A 17,652-nucleotide genomic window follows, 5' to 3' on the forward strand; every position below is an offset into this window, starting at 1 on the left:
TCAAAAGGGGGGAGTTGTGCGTAATTTCACGCCGTGAACAACCGGTGGACTCTTTTGCCGCATCCGAATCCTGCGCAGGCGCACCTGCTCAGCATTGATCTGGGTGTGCCGCCGTTAATTGCGCGTTTGCTGGTGCAGCGCGGCATTCACACGTTTGAGGAAGCCCGCCGTTTTTTCCGCCCCGCACTCACCGATTTACACAATCCGTTTTTAATGTGCGACATGGATAAAGCGGTGGATCGCATTGAACGCGCCATTGCTGCCGGCGAAAAAATTCTGGTGTATGGCGATTATGACGTGGACGGTACCACAGCTGTGGCGCTGGTGTGGAGCTACCTGCAAAGCCGCGGTGTGCAGGCCGGCTTTTACATTCCCGACCGGTACAAGGAGGGCTACGGCATTTCGTTTACCGGCATTGAGTATGCGGCTGCGCATGGCTATTCGCTTATTGTGGCGCTCGACTGCGGTATTAAGGCGGTGGATAAGGTGGAGTTTGCCAATTCGCTGCGCGTTGATTTTATTATCTGCGATCACCACCGCCCCGGCCACACACTGCCGGCTGCCGTGGCCGTGCTTGATCCGAAACGCAGCGACTGTAATTATCCTTACGACGAGCTTACGGGCTGCGGCATTGGCTTTAAGCTGGTGCAGGCACTCGAACAGCAGCGCGGCCACACAGCGGATACCCTGGCCCCCTACCTCGATCTGGTAGCGGTGAGCATAGCGGCTGATATTGTGCCCATAACCGGTGAAAACCGCGCGCTTACCACCTTCGGGCTGGAGCGGATTAATGCTGCACCCCGGCCGGGGTTTGCGGCTATTCTTAAACTGGCAAGGCCACGGGGCGCCATCACCGTAAATGACCTCGTGTTTTTGCTGGCGCCGCGCATTAATGCGGCCGGACGAGTGCAGCACGGTACAAAAGCGGTAGAACTGCTTGTGGCCGGCAACACCACGCAAGCCGAAGCTGAAGCCGAAATCATTCAACGCCACAACACCGAACGAAAAGACCTCGACGTGCAGATTACACGCGAGGCACTTGAGGAACTTGACCTGAAGTCAGAGTGGACCGGCCGCAAATCAACCGTGCTGTTCAACAGCAACTGGCACAAAGGCGTGGTAGGCATTGTGGCTTCGCGGCTCATCGACCGCTACTACCGGCCTACCATTGTGCTTACGGCGGTTGATGGCGTGGCAACCGGCTCGGCCCGCTCCGTGCGCGATTTTGACGTGTACGAAGCCATTGAGGCCTGCTCCGATCTGCTCATTCAGTTTGGCGGACATAAATACGCCGCCGGCCTTACATTAAAAACCGAAAACGTAGAACTTTTCCGCGCCCGTTTCGAAGAAGTAGTAAGCCGCACCATCACGCCCGATCAGCTCATCCCGGAAATTACCATCGACGCACCCCTCCCCCTCAACGATATCGACCCGAAAACAATCCGCCTGCTCAGGCAGTTTGCTCCCTTCGGACCGGGCAACATGAATCCGGTATTTCTGGCAAAAAGCGTGGCCGACAGAGGTTGGGCGCGCATGGTGGGCAACAATCACCTCAAAGCCGACCTCATTGACCCCGCACAGCCCAACCGCATTTTCCCCGCCATCGGATTCGGGCTGGGCCAGCATACAGCTACCCTGCAACGCGGCAATCAGGCCGATATTTGTTATTGTATTGAAGAAAATACATGGAACAATACGGTTTCTCTTCAGCTCAACATAAAAGATATCCGCCCCGCCTGAAATAAAAGCACTTCCGGGAAACAATGGATTAGTTACATTGTTTTAAGTAAAAAACGGGGGCTTGAGACACTTTTTTTCAGGTAGAAACACCCATTCTTTACCTATCCCGCATCAGAAAAACGGTACTGCACCGGCATCTGAGAATAACCGGACATACGGGTAACCATATTTTAACAAAACGGCACATTGGGTTTGCATATATTTGCCGAATGAAGAATTTGAATCGCGGCTTGCACTTGTTGTTCCTGCTTTGCATAGGCGTAGCAGCCGCATCGTGCGTGTCAAAAAAGAAATACAATGAGACACAACAGCAACTTACTCAGCAGCGCGAAATAAGTCAGAATTACCGCCTGCGTATAGATACACTTCAACAACAGGTTGTGCTGCTCACCGATAGTGTAAAAGAGCTCGACAGCCTGCTTGAAAGTGAAAAGCAAAAGTTAATCGCAAGCCGCAATGCCAACCGCCCAAAAGCCTCGGGGCCGGTTAAAAAAAGCAGCCTCACAAAAGAAGAAGAGTCAGGCAAAAAAGCTGTCTTCATGCTTTCATTTGCCCGAAACGTAATCTGGCCGGCCAACTTTATGCCCGGCAAAATTGTAATTGGTGTGGTTGATGATGATAATTTATTTTACAGCCAGCTCCGCAAAACGCTCGAGGGTAAAACCGCCGGAGGAAAACCCATTGAAGTAAAAAAGTATCCGGCTGCTGCCGTTGCTCCCTGTCACATTCTCTACATCGCGCACGATCAGATTGGCAATTTCCAGAAAATAAAAACAGGCTTAAAATCCAGCCCCACACTGCTCGTTACCGAAGAAGGTGTATCCGGCTATACAAATTCCCACATCAATTATTACATCAACGACACCAAGGTTCAGTATTCACTCAACCAGCCACTCATTGATAAGGCCGGATTGAAAATTACACAGGACCTGATCAAGTTTGCAGATAAGTAAGATGTCACATCAGCAAAAAAAGAGACTGTATGGCAACCACCTGCAGTCTCTTTTTCATTCAACCAAACATCCCTGCACAAGCCGTATGAAACCGTTTATTATTCACTGTAGCTTTCCAAAGCAGAACGCTCAACCCGCCAGGCCTTCACAGGAAATCGGGTAAGATGTGAAAACTCAGCAATAACCTCGCCTTTAAATGCGGTATCACTTGCAGACGCAGGCACCGTGCCAAGAATTATCTGCTTCGCTATCCGCACTTTTTTGACTACAGCGGTTGAATCGGAAAAATAATCAACCAGACCTCCGTCCTCCACAGGTCTTCCCGCTGCAACCGGATCTGGAATAAGCAATACGTATTGATCTTGCTCTAACCTATTTACCTGCACCGTAATAATTGCCAGCCGGCTATCCGTAAACATCAGAAAGTCGCCGGGGCGAGCGTGCTGAAACTCATCTTTTAAGCTGTACGCACTCACCGGAACCTGCGCATCTTCACTGAAGTATTCATTTAATTCGGGCGAATCAGCCAAAAGCTCTTGCATTGCGGCATTTCGGTTACGGATTTCAACCGCAGAAAAAATCAGAAAACCTACCAGCGCGGCACCCACCAGCATCAGTCCGGTAAAAGAATACCATGGTGTTTTAGGCTTTACTCCATATTGCTCAAGCCAGCTTTTTACCTGCGGCGACATTTCGTAAAGCTGTCCGTTTTGCTTCAGCGCCCACACTTTTCCAATACTGAAAAACGGGATCCAGAAAAGGTGAAAATATTTCTGCCGTATCTCTACTTCCACATCATGTGTAAAGTTTTGTCCGAACGGAAACTGATGAATGGGTGCTTTGAAAAGTGTAAAGGAATTCCAACCGTAAACAATCATAATTGAAGGAGAAGAAATTAGTTGAAGAAGAAAGTACTTCCCCCCTTTGGAGAGAAGTACTTAAACCCTACTCAATCAGGCAAATGCCATTCTGCTATTCGCGTATGAATTTCTCGGTAAATACAGTTCCGTTTCGTTCTATACGCAGCAGGTAAATACCGGCAGGCCACCCGGCCACATTCAGTACGGAGCGGTTTGCAGCTGAAACATCGCTGTACACAAGCTGACCGGATGTATTGTACACGTCGATGCGCACTGTTGCTTCGGTTTCCGAGTCGAATACTACATTAACTGTATGCTGTGCAGGATTGGGGAACACAGCGGGAGTTGGTGTTAGCACAGTTTCAATGGCAGGTTCATCGGTCTCCGCTTCACGAAGTGAAAGTCCTCCAACTGTGCGGTAGCGCCACACAAAACTGTTAAACGTATTGGCTGTGGAAGTGAGCGGCGAGTTGGCTGCAATATCGTTTTCCATTTGGACTGTGCCTTTGTAAGAACCACTTACATACACATAATCCGAATTTGCCGCAACCCGTGCCGGTGCTACAAAATCGCTCGCACTGTTGTTGACATAAGAATGGTTGCGCCAGTTTGATGGTGCATTGTACACTCCATTCACCCGAATCTGAGCCAAGTACATGTGCGGATTATTCGGAACTGTGGTGGCGAACGGACTACTCTGAATATAGAAGTTGGATCCTTCCCAAAATCCAGTGAAAAACAAATCGAAACCATTATACGCAACATCTACTCCACGCGTATTACCGTCACACTGAAAATAGCGCGCCCAATTACTGGCCGGAGCAGAATTGCTTATCAGTATGCCGTATGCACTCGAAAACGAGGCATTACCCGATATTAACTTACCCGTTGAAAATGAATTATTCGTTGTGGAAATGTAGGTGCCGGTTAACACGATCTCATTGAGTGTTAATACTGTGACACCGGTGCCTGATGATACGGCTGAAACTGCGGATGGATACAAATCTTTGGTTTGGGAAGGGAAAATACTCGGAGCTGAAAGATTATTCACATCACTCATCGTGGCCACAAAAGCCTCGTTCACGCCCACATTGCCCGAACCAAATGGCGTGGTTGAGGTATTCCAGTAAATATCCTTGTCGAAAGCACCAGTTACTGAAATCGTACTTTTGAAACTACCTATATCATTCACAACGGCCGATCCGGTTGAACGCAATGGAACAATCCATACACTTGCAAATGCGCCGGAACCATTCACTACATAAGAAAAAATCCGAACCTTGTTTTGTGTACTGGTTGTTTCATTCACCGCCACATAAACCCGGTTCTGACTACCGCTGGGGGTGGATACTCTCGACTGTGTAATGTGCGAGGAGGCGTGTGTATAGGTTGCATCGTTGGGTATAGTGAGTACATTTTTAAGGCATCCGGTGTAATCATAAACGGCTATGTAAATTCCAGCACCACTTATCGTATTCGTTGATGTACATACTGAAGTTGCGGGCGAGCTCAAACCTGAATAAAAAGTAATTTGCCCACTGTAACGACCGGTAAGCATCACAAAACCTGACGATGTACCTACGTTCATTGATGTACAGGTGATTGAGCCGTTTGGCGTGACGGGAACTGCTCTGGCTACCCATTCAAGACCGCTGCAATTATCATATTTGGTGAGATACACACTGCCAAGTGGCATACCGGTAATTGCAATATTCTCAAATGTGGTGCCTTGCTTGTATTCTCCGGCCGAGTACACATCATTATTCCCATCAATATCTACCATTGTACTTCGGTCGTTGGCAAGCGTGTTGAGTGTGGTTTTAGGCCATTCGGAAATAGTTGCGGTAAACGTGGGTGATGTTGTAAATGCGTCAATATTGTTGGGCAGTGATGCATGTGCATCAGTAGCTATGGAATTTGATATTTGAATTGACATGGGTTGATAGCCGATGTTAGCACAGCCAATTTGATTCGGATTTTGGATTACATCAATAAATTGTTCGCCTCTGCGGGTGCGCACAATGCGGTTATCGGGTGTAAGCTGAAGCTTTGATAGCTTGGAAGAAGTTGCAAACGGAACCGTTGTATGATATTCACAGACCGAATAACTAAGCCCAAAATTACACCCGGGCGATCCTAGCGAAAATTGCATCAACACCTCATCAGCCAACTGGCTGGATGTAGCGGGTCTTACACCTGTGGCATAAAGAATACTTGAGTTCGGGCTGAAAGATATACTCCACGGAGAATATCCGGCTGCCATATCCAGTACGGCCAACAGCGAAAGCTGTCCTGTGGCATTATTGAATGTATAAAGCCATACCTTGCCATTAGCAGCATCGGTCCGGTTTGTTATCGCTATATATTTCCCATCAGGTGAGCATCTGATTTCCTGAACAAAATTATTTCCTGTCACATAATCCGATTCAAACCCAGCATCGCTGATTACTGGTGTGGCACTCACTAATAGGGGTGAACACTGATAGGCATATATGCTACTGTTGGTTGCACCGGCCGGATTATTGAACGCCGGAACCGGATTAATGATGGAAGCCGGTGCTCCTGACGGTACAATTACAGGTTTTACAATTACCCAGAAATCAACACCATTGGCATGACGAACCGCCGTAATACCCTCTGTTGTGTGTGATCCGAAAGTCCCCACCGAAGAACCCATTCCTATTCCGGCAGTACATCCACCCGTATTGGGGAAATAGTCATGGTAAACCAGCCCGTTATTCGTTATATTGGTGGAAGATGAACTCCCTCTGTCAGACACGGTAAAAATACGAAACGAAGGTACCATACCTGTTGTTCTTGGAAGGATTAATACGCCCTGAATGGCACTGGTGTTATTCGGATTTCCCTGAAGACACCCTGTAGTGCTAATTGAATTTTGCACGTTAGTAATATTCTCTCCATCTGTGTAAAACCACAAATTACCCGTTGCATCACACCATGAAGCGGCACTCATCAACGTATTGATTCCTGGAGTTACGGCAAGTGGCCCCGACGGGGCATTGAAATTATACCCGGCCTGACTGCCAAATGCCCATTGGTTGTATTGCTGAGCAACTACATTTTGATTGGGGATAATACACATCAATCCCAACAGGAAGAGCAGAATGGGCAATCTATAATATTCAGGCTGATTGTTTTTGCAAAATGTTTTCATGTGTCGGTGAATTTATTTTTTCTACTCATTATCCAGCTATCCATACATTATGGAGTGTATGGATAGCTGGAATAAAAATGCTGAATCAATGAAATGCGTTAGCAAAAGCACATTTTTCGCCATTCTGCTATTCGCGTATGAATTTCTCGGTAAATACAGTTCCGTTTCGTTCTATACGCAGCAGGTAAATACCGGCAGGCCACTCGGCCACACCGAGCTGTGAATTGTTTGAATTAGTAGTTTCTGTGTAAATGAGTTGACCCGATGTATTGTACACTTCTATTGTTGCAATTCCCCCAGATTCGTCACCAAAAGCAATATTAACTGTATGCTGTGCAGGATTGGGGAACACAGCGGGAGTTGGTGTTAGCACAGTTTCAATGGCAGGTTCATCGGTCTCCGCTTCACGAAGTGAAAGGCCTCCAACTGTGCGGTAGCGCCACACAAAACTGTTAAACGTATTGGCTGTGGAAGTGAGCGGCGAGTTGGCTGCAATGTCGTTTTCCATTTGGGCTGTGCCTTTGTAAGCACCATTCACATAAACGTAATCAAGATTAACTGCTATACGCGCAGGTCGTATATAATCAGTAAGATCATTGGTAGTGTATGAATGGTTGCGCCAGTTGGTAACAGAATTAATCACGCCGTTTAATCTTATATTAAGCACATACATGTGCAGCTTTAGCGGAACGGTTGTAGGCATAATGGTACCTTGAACCTTAAATGTTGTCCCCTCCCACAAACCGGTAAGGTAGATGTTACTGTTGTTGAATGCCACATCTACTCCTTGTGTATAACCATCACTCTGAATGTATCTTGCCCAGTTCACAACCGAATTTGCACTATTGATACGCACGGCATAAGCGCTGGAAAATGGCCCGTTTGCAGGTATGGAAGGGCCTATACCAAATACATTTGTTGCTGTATTGGTATAGGTACCCGTAAGAAAAATATCAGTAAGTGAATATACTGCCACACCTGTTCCTGCAGAAGTTGATGCATTTAATGCCGGTTCAAAGCCTTTTGTAAATTGTGTAATCACATTGGGCAATGAGGGCACGGAATTTACATCGCTAAGCCCGATTATAAATGCTTCGTTTACACCTGATGCACCGGTGGCAAAAGGCGGTGAGGTATTCCATGCAACATTTCCCTGAAATGTTCCGGTAAGCGCTACAGTATTTTGAAAACTGCCAATATCGTTTACTACAGCTATAGCAGTAGAACGTACCGGAGCAACCCATGCGCCCGAAAATGACGCAGCTGCATTTACCACAAATGCAAACACCTGTACTTTATCTGAAGTAGTGGTGGTTTCATTTACCGCTACATATACGCGATTCTGCGAACCGGTTGGCATGGATACGCGTGCCTGAGTGATGTGCGAGGATACGTGAGTGTAGGTCGGATTGTTCGCTATTGTTTGAACATTCAGCAAACAGCCATTGTAATCATACACCGCAATATAAATACCTGCGCCATTTATGGTCATTGAAGAAGAACAAACGGAAGTGGAAGACGGTGTTACTGCCGATGAAAAAACAATTTGTCCGCTGTACCGGCCGGTAACCATTACATGCCCCAAAGACGAGCCAATACTCATTGAGGTGGTGCTTAATGTACCATTGGGTGTTAGCGGCACACCTTTAGCTACCCATTCAAGTCCCGAACAGTTATCGTACTTTGTAAGATACATGCTTGTTGACGATCCCGTCATTCCGGTAATTGTCAGATTGTCGAAGGTGGTGTTAAGTTTAAATTCGCCTGCTGAATACACATCATTGAAGGGATCAACATCAACCGCTATGGCTTTATCGGCCGTATTGGTATTTGTGGTTGTTTTGGGCCATTCGGTTATTGCAGATGTGGATTGCTGGATGTTAAATGCGTCAATATTGTTGGGCAGTGAATTATGTGCATTTGCAGCCGAAAACGAAATATCAATCCAGTTATCCTGATAGCCCATAAAATTACAGCCTGCAGCATTCGGATTGTTAAGTACATCAATGTTGTCGGAGCCTTTTCGAGTACGAATAATTCGTCCTTCAGGAGTTAATTGCAACTTTGAATACATAGTCTCCGGGAAGGGAGATGTTGTATAATAATCACAAAACGGAACCGGTGTTCCTAATGCACAAAGCAAATTACCTAAGTCAAACTGACGCAAAACCTCACCATCACTTGCATTAATTAGTCCTGTGGCATAAAATACCCTTGAGTTGGGACTAAAGGAAATACTCCACGGACTATAACCGGATGGCATAGGCAAAGTTTGAATAAATTGCATCTGGCCTGTAGCATTATCAAAACTGTAAAGCTTAATATCGCCTGAAGTAGGGCTGATCCGGTTTGTGATCGCTACTAATCTCCCATCAGGAGAACATCTAATTTCCTGTTGAAGATTAACGCCCCCCATAAAATCCGAAGCAAAGCCTGCGTTGCTCACAACAGGTGTGGCGCTTGGTCCGTTTGCGGTAACCAGATAGGCATATACACTTGAGTTGGTACCGCCCGGAACAGGATTTGTAGGGTGCGAGGAACCAATGAGCGCCCCAGGTGTACCCGGTGTGAAAATTACAGGCTTTACAATCACCCAAAAATCCGTACCGTTGGCATGACGGGCTGCTGTAAGCCCCTCTGTGGTAAACGACCCTTTATAATTCGGCACAAAACCTAGCGAGGTTCCCCCACATGATGTATGGCTAGTTGCATCATAACAATCCCAAACCAATCCTGTATTAATACTACCTCGGTCGGATACGGTAAAGATATGAAACCTGTCTGCGGCACCCTGATACCCGGGAACGATAAGTGCACCTTGAATTGCACTTGTATTATTAGGATTTCCATCGAACCAGCCCAAACCGGGATTTAAAGGCCCGGCAGGAATCTGTGTATTGTAAATATCTCTCCCGTTTGTATAAAACCACAAATTACCGGCATTGTTACACCATGATGCTGCAGATTCAGTAGTGGATATTAAGGGATTAGTGGGAAGCGGACCGTTTGTATTGTTTACATTACTCGCGCCACTCCCGAATGCCCATTGCTGATACTGATTTTGTGCTTGCAATCCGATACAATTCAACACCGAGCAGATGGCGAGAATAGCGAATGCAGGCATAAATCCATGCAATTTTTGGAAAAAGCGATTTACAAGTTGTTTCATAGCGTTGTTGGTTTTTGAACGTTACACACATAAGCGGGGATTGGCTATTTATGCGCATTAACAGAAAACTGCCAACAGCTATCATCACCGGGAGGATGTGAAAATAAAAGGCAATTGCGAATGGGGATGAATTCGCAAAATGGGTGCTGGCGTCATTTCCGTTAGACGCAAATATCCTGCTTGCATGCTGCGGGAAGCTGTGGGTGTAACGAAACCGGCACTGCGTGTAACCAACGGCAATAAACTTGTAATTAACGGCCACCGCGCTTCATAAACTCCATAAATTCAAGTTTCTTCCGGCGCGAAATTTCTATGTGCATACCATTGTTCAATTCTACAAATCCGCCATCGGTTTGTAAAATGCGTACGACTTCATTAATATTTACAAGCCATGATTTGTGAATGCGGAAAAAGCCATACGGCTGCAACTCCTGCTCAAACTCGCCGATGTTTCGGGTTACCACTACCGGGCGCTGATTGCGCAACACAACTTCCGAATAACGCCCGTCGGCTTTAATACAGATAATTTCTGCAGGGGGATAAAAACGAACTTCTGAGTTGGTAATAATTTTCACCCGGAACGACTCGCCCGGCAATGCTGTTTTCACAGTATTCATTCGAACAATTATACGATCAACTGCTCCCCTTAACTCATCAATAGCAACCGGCTTCAGCAAATAATCGTCAACCGACTCGCGCAAGGCGCGTATGGAATAACTCGGATGTGCGGTAACAAAAACAACCTGTGTCTGTGGTAACCGAATATGCTCAAGCAGCTCAAAACCATTCGCAACCGGCATTTCCACATCGAGGAAAACAACATCGGGCTGCTCGGTTTTTACAAGGCTTATTGCCTGAAGTGCATTGGTGGCTGTGCCGCAAACCTGTATTTCGGGACAAGCTATTTTTAGCAGTTGCTGCATACCGGAAATTGCGTCCGGTTCATCATCAATGAGTATTGCCCTGATTGCTTTCATTGCGCTGTTCATTATCCGATTTTGAAAATGGCACATTCATATACACACGCGTGCCGGCCGGCTGCTTATGTTCATCCGTCAAATCCTCCGTTTCGAAATAGTACGGAACAGATGTAAGATTACATAGCGTCTTCAGTCGCTCGGCTGTAATTCCGCTGCCTGCCGACTGATGATTAATTTCCCTTCGATGTTTTGAGGCTTCGCGCCCCACACCATTGTCTTCAATAATTATCCGAAGCCACGCGCGTTCTTTGTGAAGCGATATGGTGATAAGTCCTTTATGACTGATTCCGATTATGCCGTGGCGAACCGCATTTTCGGCAATTGGCTGCAGTAAAAGCGGAGGCACCTGAATAAGCTGTAAATCGATATCAGGATCCTTTACAATTTCAAAATCAAAGCGATTGTGAAACCGTGTCTTTTCAATTTCCAGATAAAGAGCCAGCGACTCAAGTTCTTCATGCAAACTAATCCAGCCGCTCGATACGCTTTCGAAATTGCTGCGCATGAGTTTGGCAAAACGACTTATGGTTTGCAGGGCTTCGGTTTGATTGGAGTTAAGCACATTACTTTGAATGGTATTGAGTGCATTGAAAATAAAATGCGGATTCATTTGCGCAGCAAGTACCTGCTGCCGGAATTCCAGCACCTGCACGCGAAGTTTATTCCTGCGCCGGATACGGTTTATCTGAAAGCGCACCAGCAGAAATGTGAGCAAAATGAAACTTACCCCTGTTAACACGATAAACCACCACGTGCGCCAGAATGGCGGGTGAATGGTAAAAGAAAACACAGCCGGCATATCGCTCCAGACCCCGTTTTCATTCTGCGCATACACTTCAAACTTGTATTGCCCGTGCGACAAAAACGGAAAAGTAAGTTCGTGCGAGTTGGTATAAATCCATTCGTCAGAAGGTTTAAGCCTGTAACGATAACGCACATTCCCGCCCAAACGATAGGACAAACCTGCAAAACTGATTTTGATATTTACCTGATCAGGCCCGAAGCCATTTTCAGTTTGTGCAAAAATCGTTGAATCATTCACAACTATTTTTCTGATGAGCACAGGAGGCGGTGGAAGTTTTTTCGAAAGGCTGCTGGTACTGCAACGAATAATATCCTGCCACCCTTTCAACACAAATGCCCCTTTCGATACCATGGGCCATTGCTTGCCGGGCGGCGCAAACAGATTGAAAAGTGTATATGGAAACACATGCACTGATTTCCCCATTACATGTATTGCACAAATCCCCTTTGATGTGCCTGCCCAGATCAGCCCTTTATCGTCAACCATCACCGTATGCACCAGCATCGAGGGTAAACCTTCTTTTAATCCAACTGAAATAATTTCCTCCGAGTCATCAATAAGAATTCCTTTACCCAGTGTTGCCATCACACGTCTCCCGTCGGGCAAAACGGCAATCGAATTAATGCGCACATTCAATCTTTCATCACGATGATTTTCGGAAAATAAACTATCTCCCTTCCGTAAAAGCAATCCGGTAATCGAGGCAATCCAATGCCGGCCCGATGAGTCAACACACATATCCGTAGGGCGTATGCGCACACCATCTCTCCAATGAAAACGACTCAATGCAGCCGGCTGGTTAAGGGCAGCACTCCACGAGCTAATGACATAAATAGAGGTATCAGTCACAGGCAAAGCCCCAAGAAAATTGCCCAGGTTCAAATACTTCTGCTTCACATCCCGGCTGCTCATCTCAATCTCACTCAACCCGATGAATGAGCAAAACAAAATCCGGTTGTGCGTTTCGTCAGCCAGAAGCTGATTACCTGTACCCGACAGTTCACATACATTACTGATCTCCTTTCCATTATCGTACACCAGGTTGTTCTGTTCGTCCACATAATACAATACATCATGATAAAATGTCATCAACGGAAAAACCATTGCCGATAAAGCACGTCTTTCACACACTTTAATATCCACATCGGGCAAATACAGAATACCCGTATTCTGTGTGCATAACCAGAAACCGCCTTCGTGATCTTGTCCAACTGATATTACAGACTCTCCCTTCAGCCAATACTCAGGCGTTTCGTGAAGCGCCATTCCCGGCCTGTGATAATACACGCCTTCCTTGGCACCCGTCCAGAAACCACCTTTGCTGTCTTCAAACAAACAAATTGGCTCTTCTGCATACCTGCAAAAGGAGCCCACCCCTTCTTCAAACTTCAATACTTTAGTACGATAAATGAGCATCACATTCCCATCTCTGCGTTTCAATACATCTACTCGTCTGCTGAAATTGAAAGTAATTCCAACTGACAAAATCCGGTCCTTGCCATTCACACGTGAAACAATTTTACAATTTGTCGTTTTCGACTGATCAGTGTATAAATCTTTAATCCCAATCATTACCTGGCCTTCTCTGTTTTTTTCCATGTGTAAAACCTGATCGGCTTCAGCATGTACACCTCTCCATCTGGAAATAATGCCGGATACCGAAACATGGATAATGCCCGACGAAAGAAAACCAATATCAATTGACCCGTCCCTGTTTACGTGAAAAGTGAGAATGATTTCGGACCCTCTCAGGAAATTAGAAAGCTGCCGGTTAAATTTATATTCATACACGGTTCGGTTTTGCATGTAGCATAAGCGGCCGTTAAGTGTAACCATCCATATCTTACCTTCCCAATCTTCGCGCAACTGAAAAACCGTATTATCAGTTAAGCCATCGGCCACGGTATATACATCAAACTGGTAACCGTCATAACAGGCAACACCTCTGTCGGTAGCAAACCAAAGCAATCCGGTACGATCTTTCAATACGTCATACACTTCGTTTGACGGAAGTCCGTTCCGCATATCGTATCTCACAGTTGCAGGTTGATATGCGTAAAGTCTGGTTACTGTAAAAAGCAGAAATAACAGAAATATACGGGGCATAAAAAGAGCTTCTGGTTTACTGTCTTGAGTTAATTATCGGACTTTCTCTGCTTTGGGTTTGTATTTTCCAATTACCAAAAGCACCACAGGCACACCAATTGCGGAAGGCAACAACCAAAGCCACAAAGGCGGAATAAAGGGAAACCAGTTATCATTATTCACTAAAAATGCCGTAGTGGAGGCAATGTAGCTGATTGACATGCCGCGAATGTGCATACGCAGCCAGTGTTTGGAGTCGGGCGCTTTTCGGTTGAATGTACGGTAGTAATCGTAACTCACAAACAAGCCAAGCAAACCAAATACCAGCGCCACAATTCCGAATGCACCGCCTGAAAGCATAATGCGGAGGCCCCAGCCAATAATACCCGCACTCATGGCTGCATTGCCAAGCACAAGCAACCAGTCGCGATAATCAGGTGGTTGTGGTGAGGTAATTTGTTTGCGCGATAAAATACGATAGCCGCGTGCTGCTGATTCGAAGGTGATGAATGCAAGAAAAAAGAAAAACCATTTGTGAAACAACGCACCCACCAGCAATGCCGTGGCGCAGGATACTACCATTGACCAGAAATAAATTTTCCCGAAAATACGATGCAATCTTCCACCTTTTGAAGAAAACATGGCCAGCAATCCGGTAAGTAATGCCGAAAAGCCAGCCACAACATGCACAATAACAAGAATACGGTGGAGCGTTTGCATAAAAAGCCACCGGACAACTTGTCCGGCGGCTATAAATATAAGATTAATGCCAGATGGAAATGATAATGCCGCACAACACTGCACCCACAATATGGTAGCCGGCATCAATGCACCACAATTTAACCGACTTACCGAGATAGGCATAATTTATTGCCGTACAGGCGCCCATAAGCGCACCGCAAAGCAAACCTATTTTCAAGCCACTCATCACCGTTTGCGAATACAATGCGGAAACAAGAAACGCCGTAAGCATTGCCACGCCAATGGTTAACACCACCGTAAGCGACATAATTACGGGCATTTGTTTTTTTGCCTTTTCGGGATCAATGTTAATGTTGTGGCCTGCAATCCATGCGTTGCCAAAAACAGGACGCTGATACCATACTGCACCTACTGCAAAGTAGGCTAAACCGGCAACGATAATAGCCAGCCAGTTGGCGTGTGAGAGGAAATGACTGAGGAACATCTGTAGTGCGTTTTGGTTTGTAACAGCAAGGTAAATCAATTCGGTTTACCTTGCAACAATTCAAACCCTAATCAAAAAACGCACTCACACGCGGATCTGCAGCCATATCAGGATTCAAAATGAAATAACCATACAAATCATTTTTATCAAACGCTGCCTGATCAATCATTTCTTTGGCTGTTTCTATTGCCTTGTCTGTATTATCCTGCCGCACGTATAATTTCAGCAGAAGTGAATATACTACCTGCCGGTGTTCGTTGCCCGTGGCTTTTTTTGCACGCAGTAAACTTGCTTCAGCTTTATCTATTTCATCAACGGCCACATACAATGGCGCGCGCAACAAATCGATCATCGGATCTTTCAGAATAGCTTCTGCCTGATCGCAGCATTTGAGGGCTTCGCGGGCATTGCCGCAATACGCATAAACCCGATACAACAAGAGACAGCGGGCATTTTTTGTTTTCGAAAATCCTTCCGTGCGCTTACGCAAACGCTCAGCCCGCATCGAATCGCCGGTAACTGCACAAACCAGCATTTCATACTGCTGAACCGTTATGGTTTCCTGCACCGGCGATGGAAGACTACGAATAATGTTCATCGCCTCAGAAAAATCACCCTGATAAAGATTAATCTGAACAGCCCTGATACTGTTTGCGATCGCTTCTGTATTGATGTTCAGCGCATCATTGCCCGGAAGCAGCTTGTTGTCATCAACAAATACCGAACGGTAAAAATCAACGATTGTTTCCGAAAACGACATACCCGTATTAAATAACATCAGGTCTGAAATAAGCAACCCGCTCGCGCCGGGCACTACATCAACAGAAAGATATTCGGTAAGGTTGCTGTGAAACGAACGGAAATAGTAGGTAGCGGTATCGCCATTTCTGACTGTATGCAAATGCTTGAAAAACTCGCGGTCAGGACGTTCAGCAAGCGTAATGATGACATTGTTTACTTCCTTTTGGCACTGCTTGCGCGCATCTTCGGCAGCCAGCAAACTGGCCTTTACCTGTTTCACAAAATTATCCTGAATATGCTGCATGTGAAAATGAGCCATCAGAAATGAAGTATCAGCATTACGGATCGCAAAGCCAAGACTGTCGGCAAATTTTGTGTAATCGGCTTCTGTGAACGTGCGCGGTGCGGGTGCATTGCTGCACGATTGAAACAGCAAAACAGCCACAAATGCAAAAACGAGTGTGCGTAACATTACTATGCGTTGAAATTTATTGTATTAATATTTCTAAAGTTTCACGCACACGTTTTTCGCTTCCGTGAAAAACCGGAGTGCCTCAAACCCGCCCTCACGGCCTACGCCCGATTGTTTTACGCCACCAAACGGCGTACGCAAATCGCGCAGCAGCCAGCAGTTAATCCACACAATGCCGCTTTCGAGTTTTGCGGCCACGCGGTGTGCGCGCGTAAGGTGTTGTGTCCACACGCTTGCGGCAAGTCCGTAGGGTGTGCTGTTAGCCATCATCAGCACTTCTTCCTCCGTATCAAACGGCATGATGGTTACTACCGGCCCGAAAATTTCTTCCTGATTGGTGCGGCAGTTGTAGCTGAGTCCTTCAATAACGGTGGGCGCAATGTACCAGCCGTTGCTCAGTTCGCCATTCATCATTACACGATGTCCGCCGCAGAGTACAGTGCCGCCTTCTTCTTTGGCAAGCTCTACATACGAAAGTACTTTTTCCATGTGCGGCTGCGACACTACTGCGCCCAAACGTGTGTTATCCTCGGCCGGATTGCCGGGCACGAGTTGTTTCACACGCTCCACAAATGCCGCTTTGAATTTTTCGTAAATCGGGCGCTCGATAAAAATGCGTGAACCGCAAAGGCAAATCTGCCCCTGATTGGCAAACGACGATTGCACGGTTGTTTTAAGCATCTGATCGAAATCGCAATCCGCAAAAATGATGTTCGGATTTTTGCCGCCGAGTTCGAGCGAGAGTTTTTTAAACATGGGAGCGGCTGTAGCTGCAAGTCCGGCTCCGGTTTTAGTGCCACCGGTAAACGAAATGGCTTTTATTTCAGGATGCTCCACAATGGCTTGTCCGGCACGGCCGCCCAGGCCGTGTACAATGTTGAGCACACCCGCAGGCAGTCCGGCTTCGATACAAAGTTCGGAAAGCATAAATGCAGTCATCGGTGTAATTTCCGAAGGTTTTGCCACTACACAATTTCCTGCAGCAAGCGCCGGTGCAATTTTCCACGTAAACAAATACAGCGGCAAATTCCACGGCGAAATGCAACCCACCACACCAATTGGCTGACGCATGGTGTAGTTAATTGCGCTGTCTTCCATCACATGCGACTCGGCCGCAAAGTGCATAATAGCCGTGGCAAAAAACTCAAAATTGCTGATGCCCCGTGGAATATCCACCGCACGTGCCAGCGACACCGGCTTGCCATTGTCTTTTGATTCGGCCTGCGCCATTTTCTCCATATCGCGGCGTATGAGATCAGCAATCTTCAACATGATCTTCGCACGCTGCTCGGCCGGCGTAGCCGACCAGCCCGGGAATGCAGCTTTAGCCGCTTCCACAGCCGCCTGCACATCGCGGCTGTCTGAATCAGGAATAAGTGAATAGACGTGGCCGGTGGCAGGATGGTGGTTGTCAATATATGTTCCGCCTACAGGCGAAACCAGCTGGCCGTTTATGTAGTTGGCAAGGTGTTGCATAGTGAGGGTA

11 protein-coding genes are annotated in these 17,652 nt (G+C 46.6%); 2 read left to right on the plus strand and 9 right to left on the minus strand.

Annotation, left to right across the window (positions count from 1 at the left end):
• Nucleotides 1-33 precede the first annotated feature (33 nt).
• Entirely contained in the window at nt 34-1,740 is a 1,707-nt protein-coding gene (gene recJ / locus IM638_04305) for a single-stranded-DNA-specific exonuclease RecJ (GenBank protein ID MCA6362234.1), read from the plus strand.
• A gap of 209 nt (nt 1,741-1,949) precedes the next feature.
• Nucleotides 1,950-2,693, plus strand: coding sequence for a YfiR family protein (locus IM638_04310; GenBank protein ID MCA6362235.1), 744 nt, complete (start codon nt 1,950-1,952; stop codon nt 2,691-2,693).
• A 98-nt stretch (nt 2,694-2,791) separates the two neighbouring features.
• On the opposite strand, the gene IM638_04315 is transcribed toward IM638_04310, so the two are convergent.
• The 9 genes from IM638_04315 to IM638_04355 all read right to left on the minus strand — a co-directional run bounded on the left by IM638_04315 (nt 2,792) and on the right by IM638_04355 (nt 17,642).
• Nucleotides 2,792-3,385 carry a hypothetical protein gene (locus tag IM638_04315; GenBank protein MCA6362236.1) on the minus strand — a complete coding sequence of 198 codons (594 nt, stop codon included), beginning with the start codon at nt 3,383-3,385 and terminating at the stop codon, nt 2,792-2,794.
• 280 nt (nt 3,386-3,665) lie between these two features.
• Nucleotides 3,666-6,728 (minus strand): T9SS type A sorting domain-containing protein, encoded by a 3,063-nt coding sequence (locus IM638_04320; GenBank protein MCA6362237.1) that lies wholly within the window; start codon nt 6,726-6,728, stop codon nt 3,666-3,668.
• A gap of 127 nt (nt 6,729-6,855) precedes the next feature.
• Nucleotides 6,856-9,852, minus strand: a complete 2,997-nt coding sequence (locus IM638_04325) for a T9SS type A sorting domain-containing protein (protein MCA6362238.1) — start codon at nt 9,850-9,852, stop codon at nt 6,856-6,858.
• Between the two features lie 296 nt (nt 9,853-10,148).
• On the minus strand, nt 10,149-10,874 hold the full coding sequence (locus IM638_04330) for a response regulator transcription factor (protein MCA6362239.1): 726 nt from the start codon (nt 10,872-10,874) through the stop codon (nt 10,149-10,151).
• A complete protein-coding gene (locus tag IM638_04335) occupies nt 10,846-13,719 on the minus strand; it encodes a histidine kinase (protein ID MCA6362240.1) in 2,874 nt (957 codons plus the stop codon). Before IM638_04335 ends, IM638_04330 begins: the two co-directional genes overlap by 29 nt.
• Before the next feature lie 102 nt (nt 13,720-13,821).
• The gene (locus tag IM638_04340; protein MCA6362241.1) at nt 13,822-14,487 is read right to left on the minus strand and encodes a hypothetical protein; all 666 of its coding nucleotides are present in this window, start codon (nt 14,485-14,487) and stop codon (nt 13,822-13,824) included.
• Between the two features lie 43 nt (nt 14,488-14,530).
• A complete protein-coding gene (locus IM638_04345) occupies nt 14,531-14,953 on the minus strand; it encodes a DUF1761 domain-containing protein (protein MCA6362242.1) in 423 nt (140 codons plus the stop codon).
• Nucleotides 14,954-15,020: 67 nt separating this feature from the next.
• Entirely contained in the window at nt 15,021-16,166 is a 1,146-nt protein-coding gene (locus IM638_04350) for a hypothetical protein (GenBank protein ID MCA6362243.1), read from the minus strand.
• A 33-nt stretch (nt 16,167-16,199) separates the two neighbouring features.
• A complete protein-coding gene (locus tag IM638_04355) occupies nt 16,200-17,642 on the minus strand; it encodes an aldehyde dehydrogenase (protein MCA6362244.1) in 1,443 nt (480 codons plus the stop codon).
• Nucleotides 17,643-17,652: the final 10 nt, after the last annotated feature.

It is taken from the genome of Bacteroidota bacterium (assembly GCA_020402865.1).
Taxonomy (GTDB): Bacteria; Bacteroidota; Bacteroidia; order Palsa-965; family Palsa-965.

Excerpts from the sequence above, each read along its gene's own strand:
- IM638_04310 (MCA6362235.1), top strand. The coding sequence starts at position 1,950 with ATGAAGAATTTGAATCGCGGCTTGCACTTGTTGTTCCTGCTTTGCATA.
- IM638_04315 (MCA6362236.1), bottom strand. The coding sequence starts at position 3,385 with ATGTCGCCGCAGGTAAAAAGCTGGCTTGAGCAATATGGAGTAAAGCCT.
- IM638_04320 (MCA6362237.1), bottom strand. The coding sequence starts at position 6,728 with ATGAAAACATTTTGCAAAAACAATCAGCCTGAATATTATAGATTGCCC.
- IM638_04325 (MCA6362238.1), bottom strand. The coding sequence starts at position 9,852 with ATGCCTGCATTCGCTATTCTCGCCATCTGCTCGGTGTTGAATTGTATC.
- IM638_04330 (MCA6362239.1), bottom strand. The coding sequence starts at position 10,874 with ATGAAAGCAATCAGGGCAATACTCATTGATGATGAACCGGACGCAATT.
- IM638_04340 (MCA6362241.1), bottom strand. The coding sequence starts at position 14,487 with ATGCAAACGCTCCACCGTATTCTTGTTATTGTGCATGTTGTGGCTGGC.
- IM638_04345 (MCA6362242.1), bottom strand. The coding sequence starts at position 14,953 with ATGTTCCTCAGTCATTTCCTCTCACACGCCAACTGGCTGGCTATTATC.
- IM638_04350 (MCA6362243.1), bottom strand. The coding sequence starts at position 16,166 with ATGTTACGCACACTCGTTTTTGCATTTGTGGCTGTTTTGCTGTTTCAA.
- IM638_04355 (MCA6362244.1), bottom strand. The coding sequence starts at position 17,642 with ATGCAACACCTTGCCAACTACATAAACGGCCAGCTGGTTTCGCCTGTA.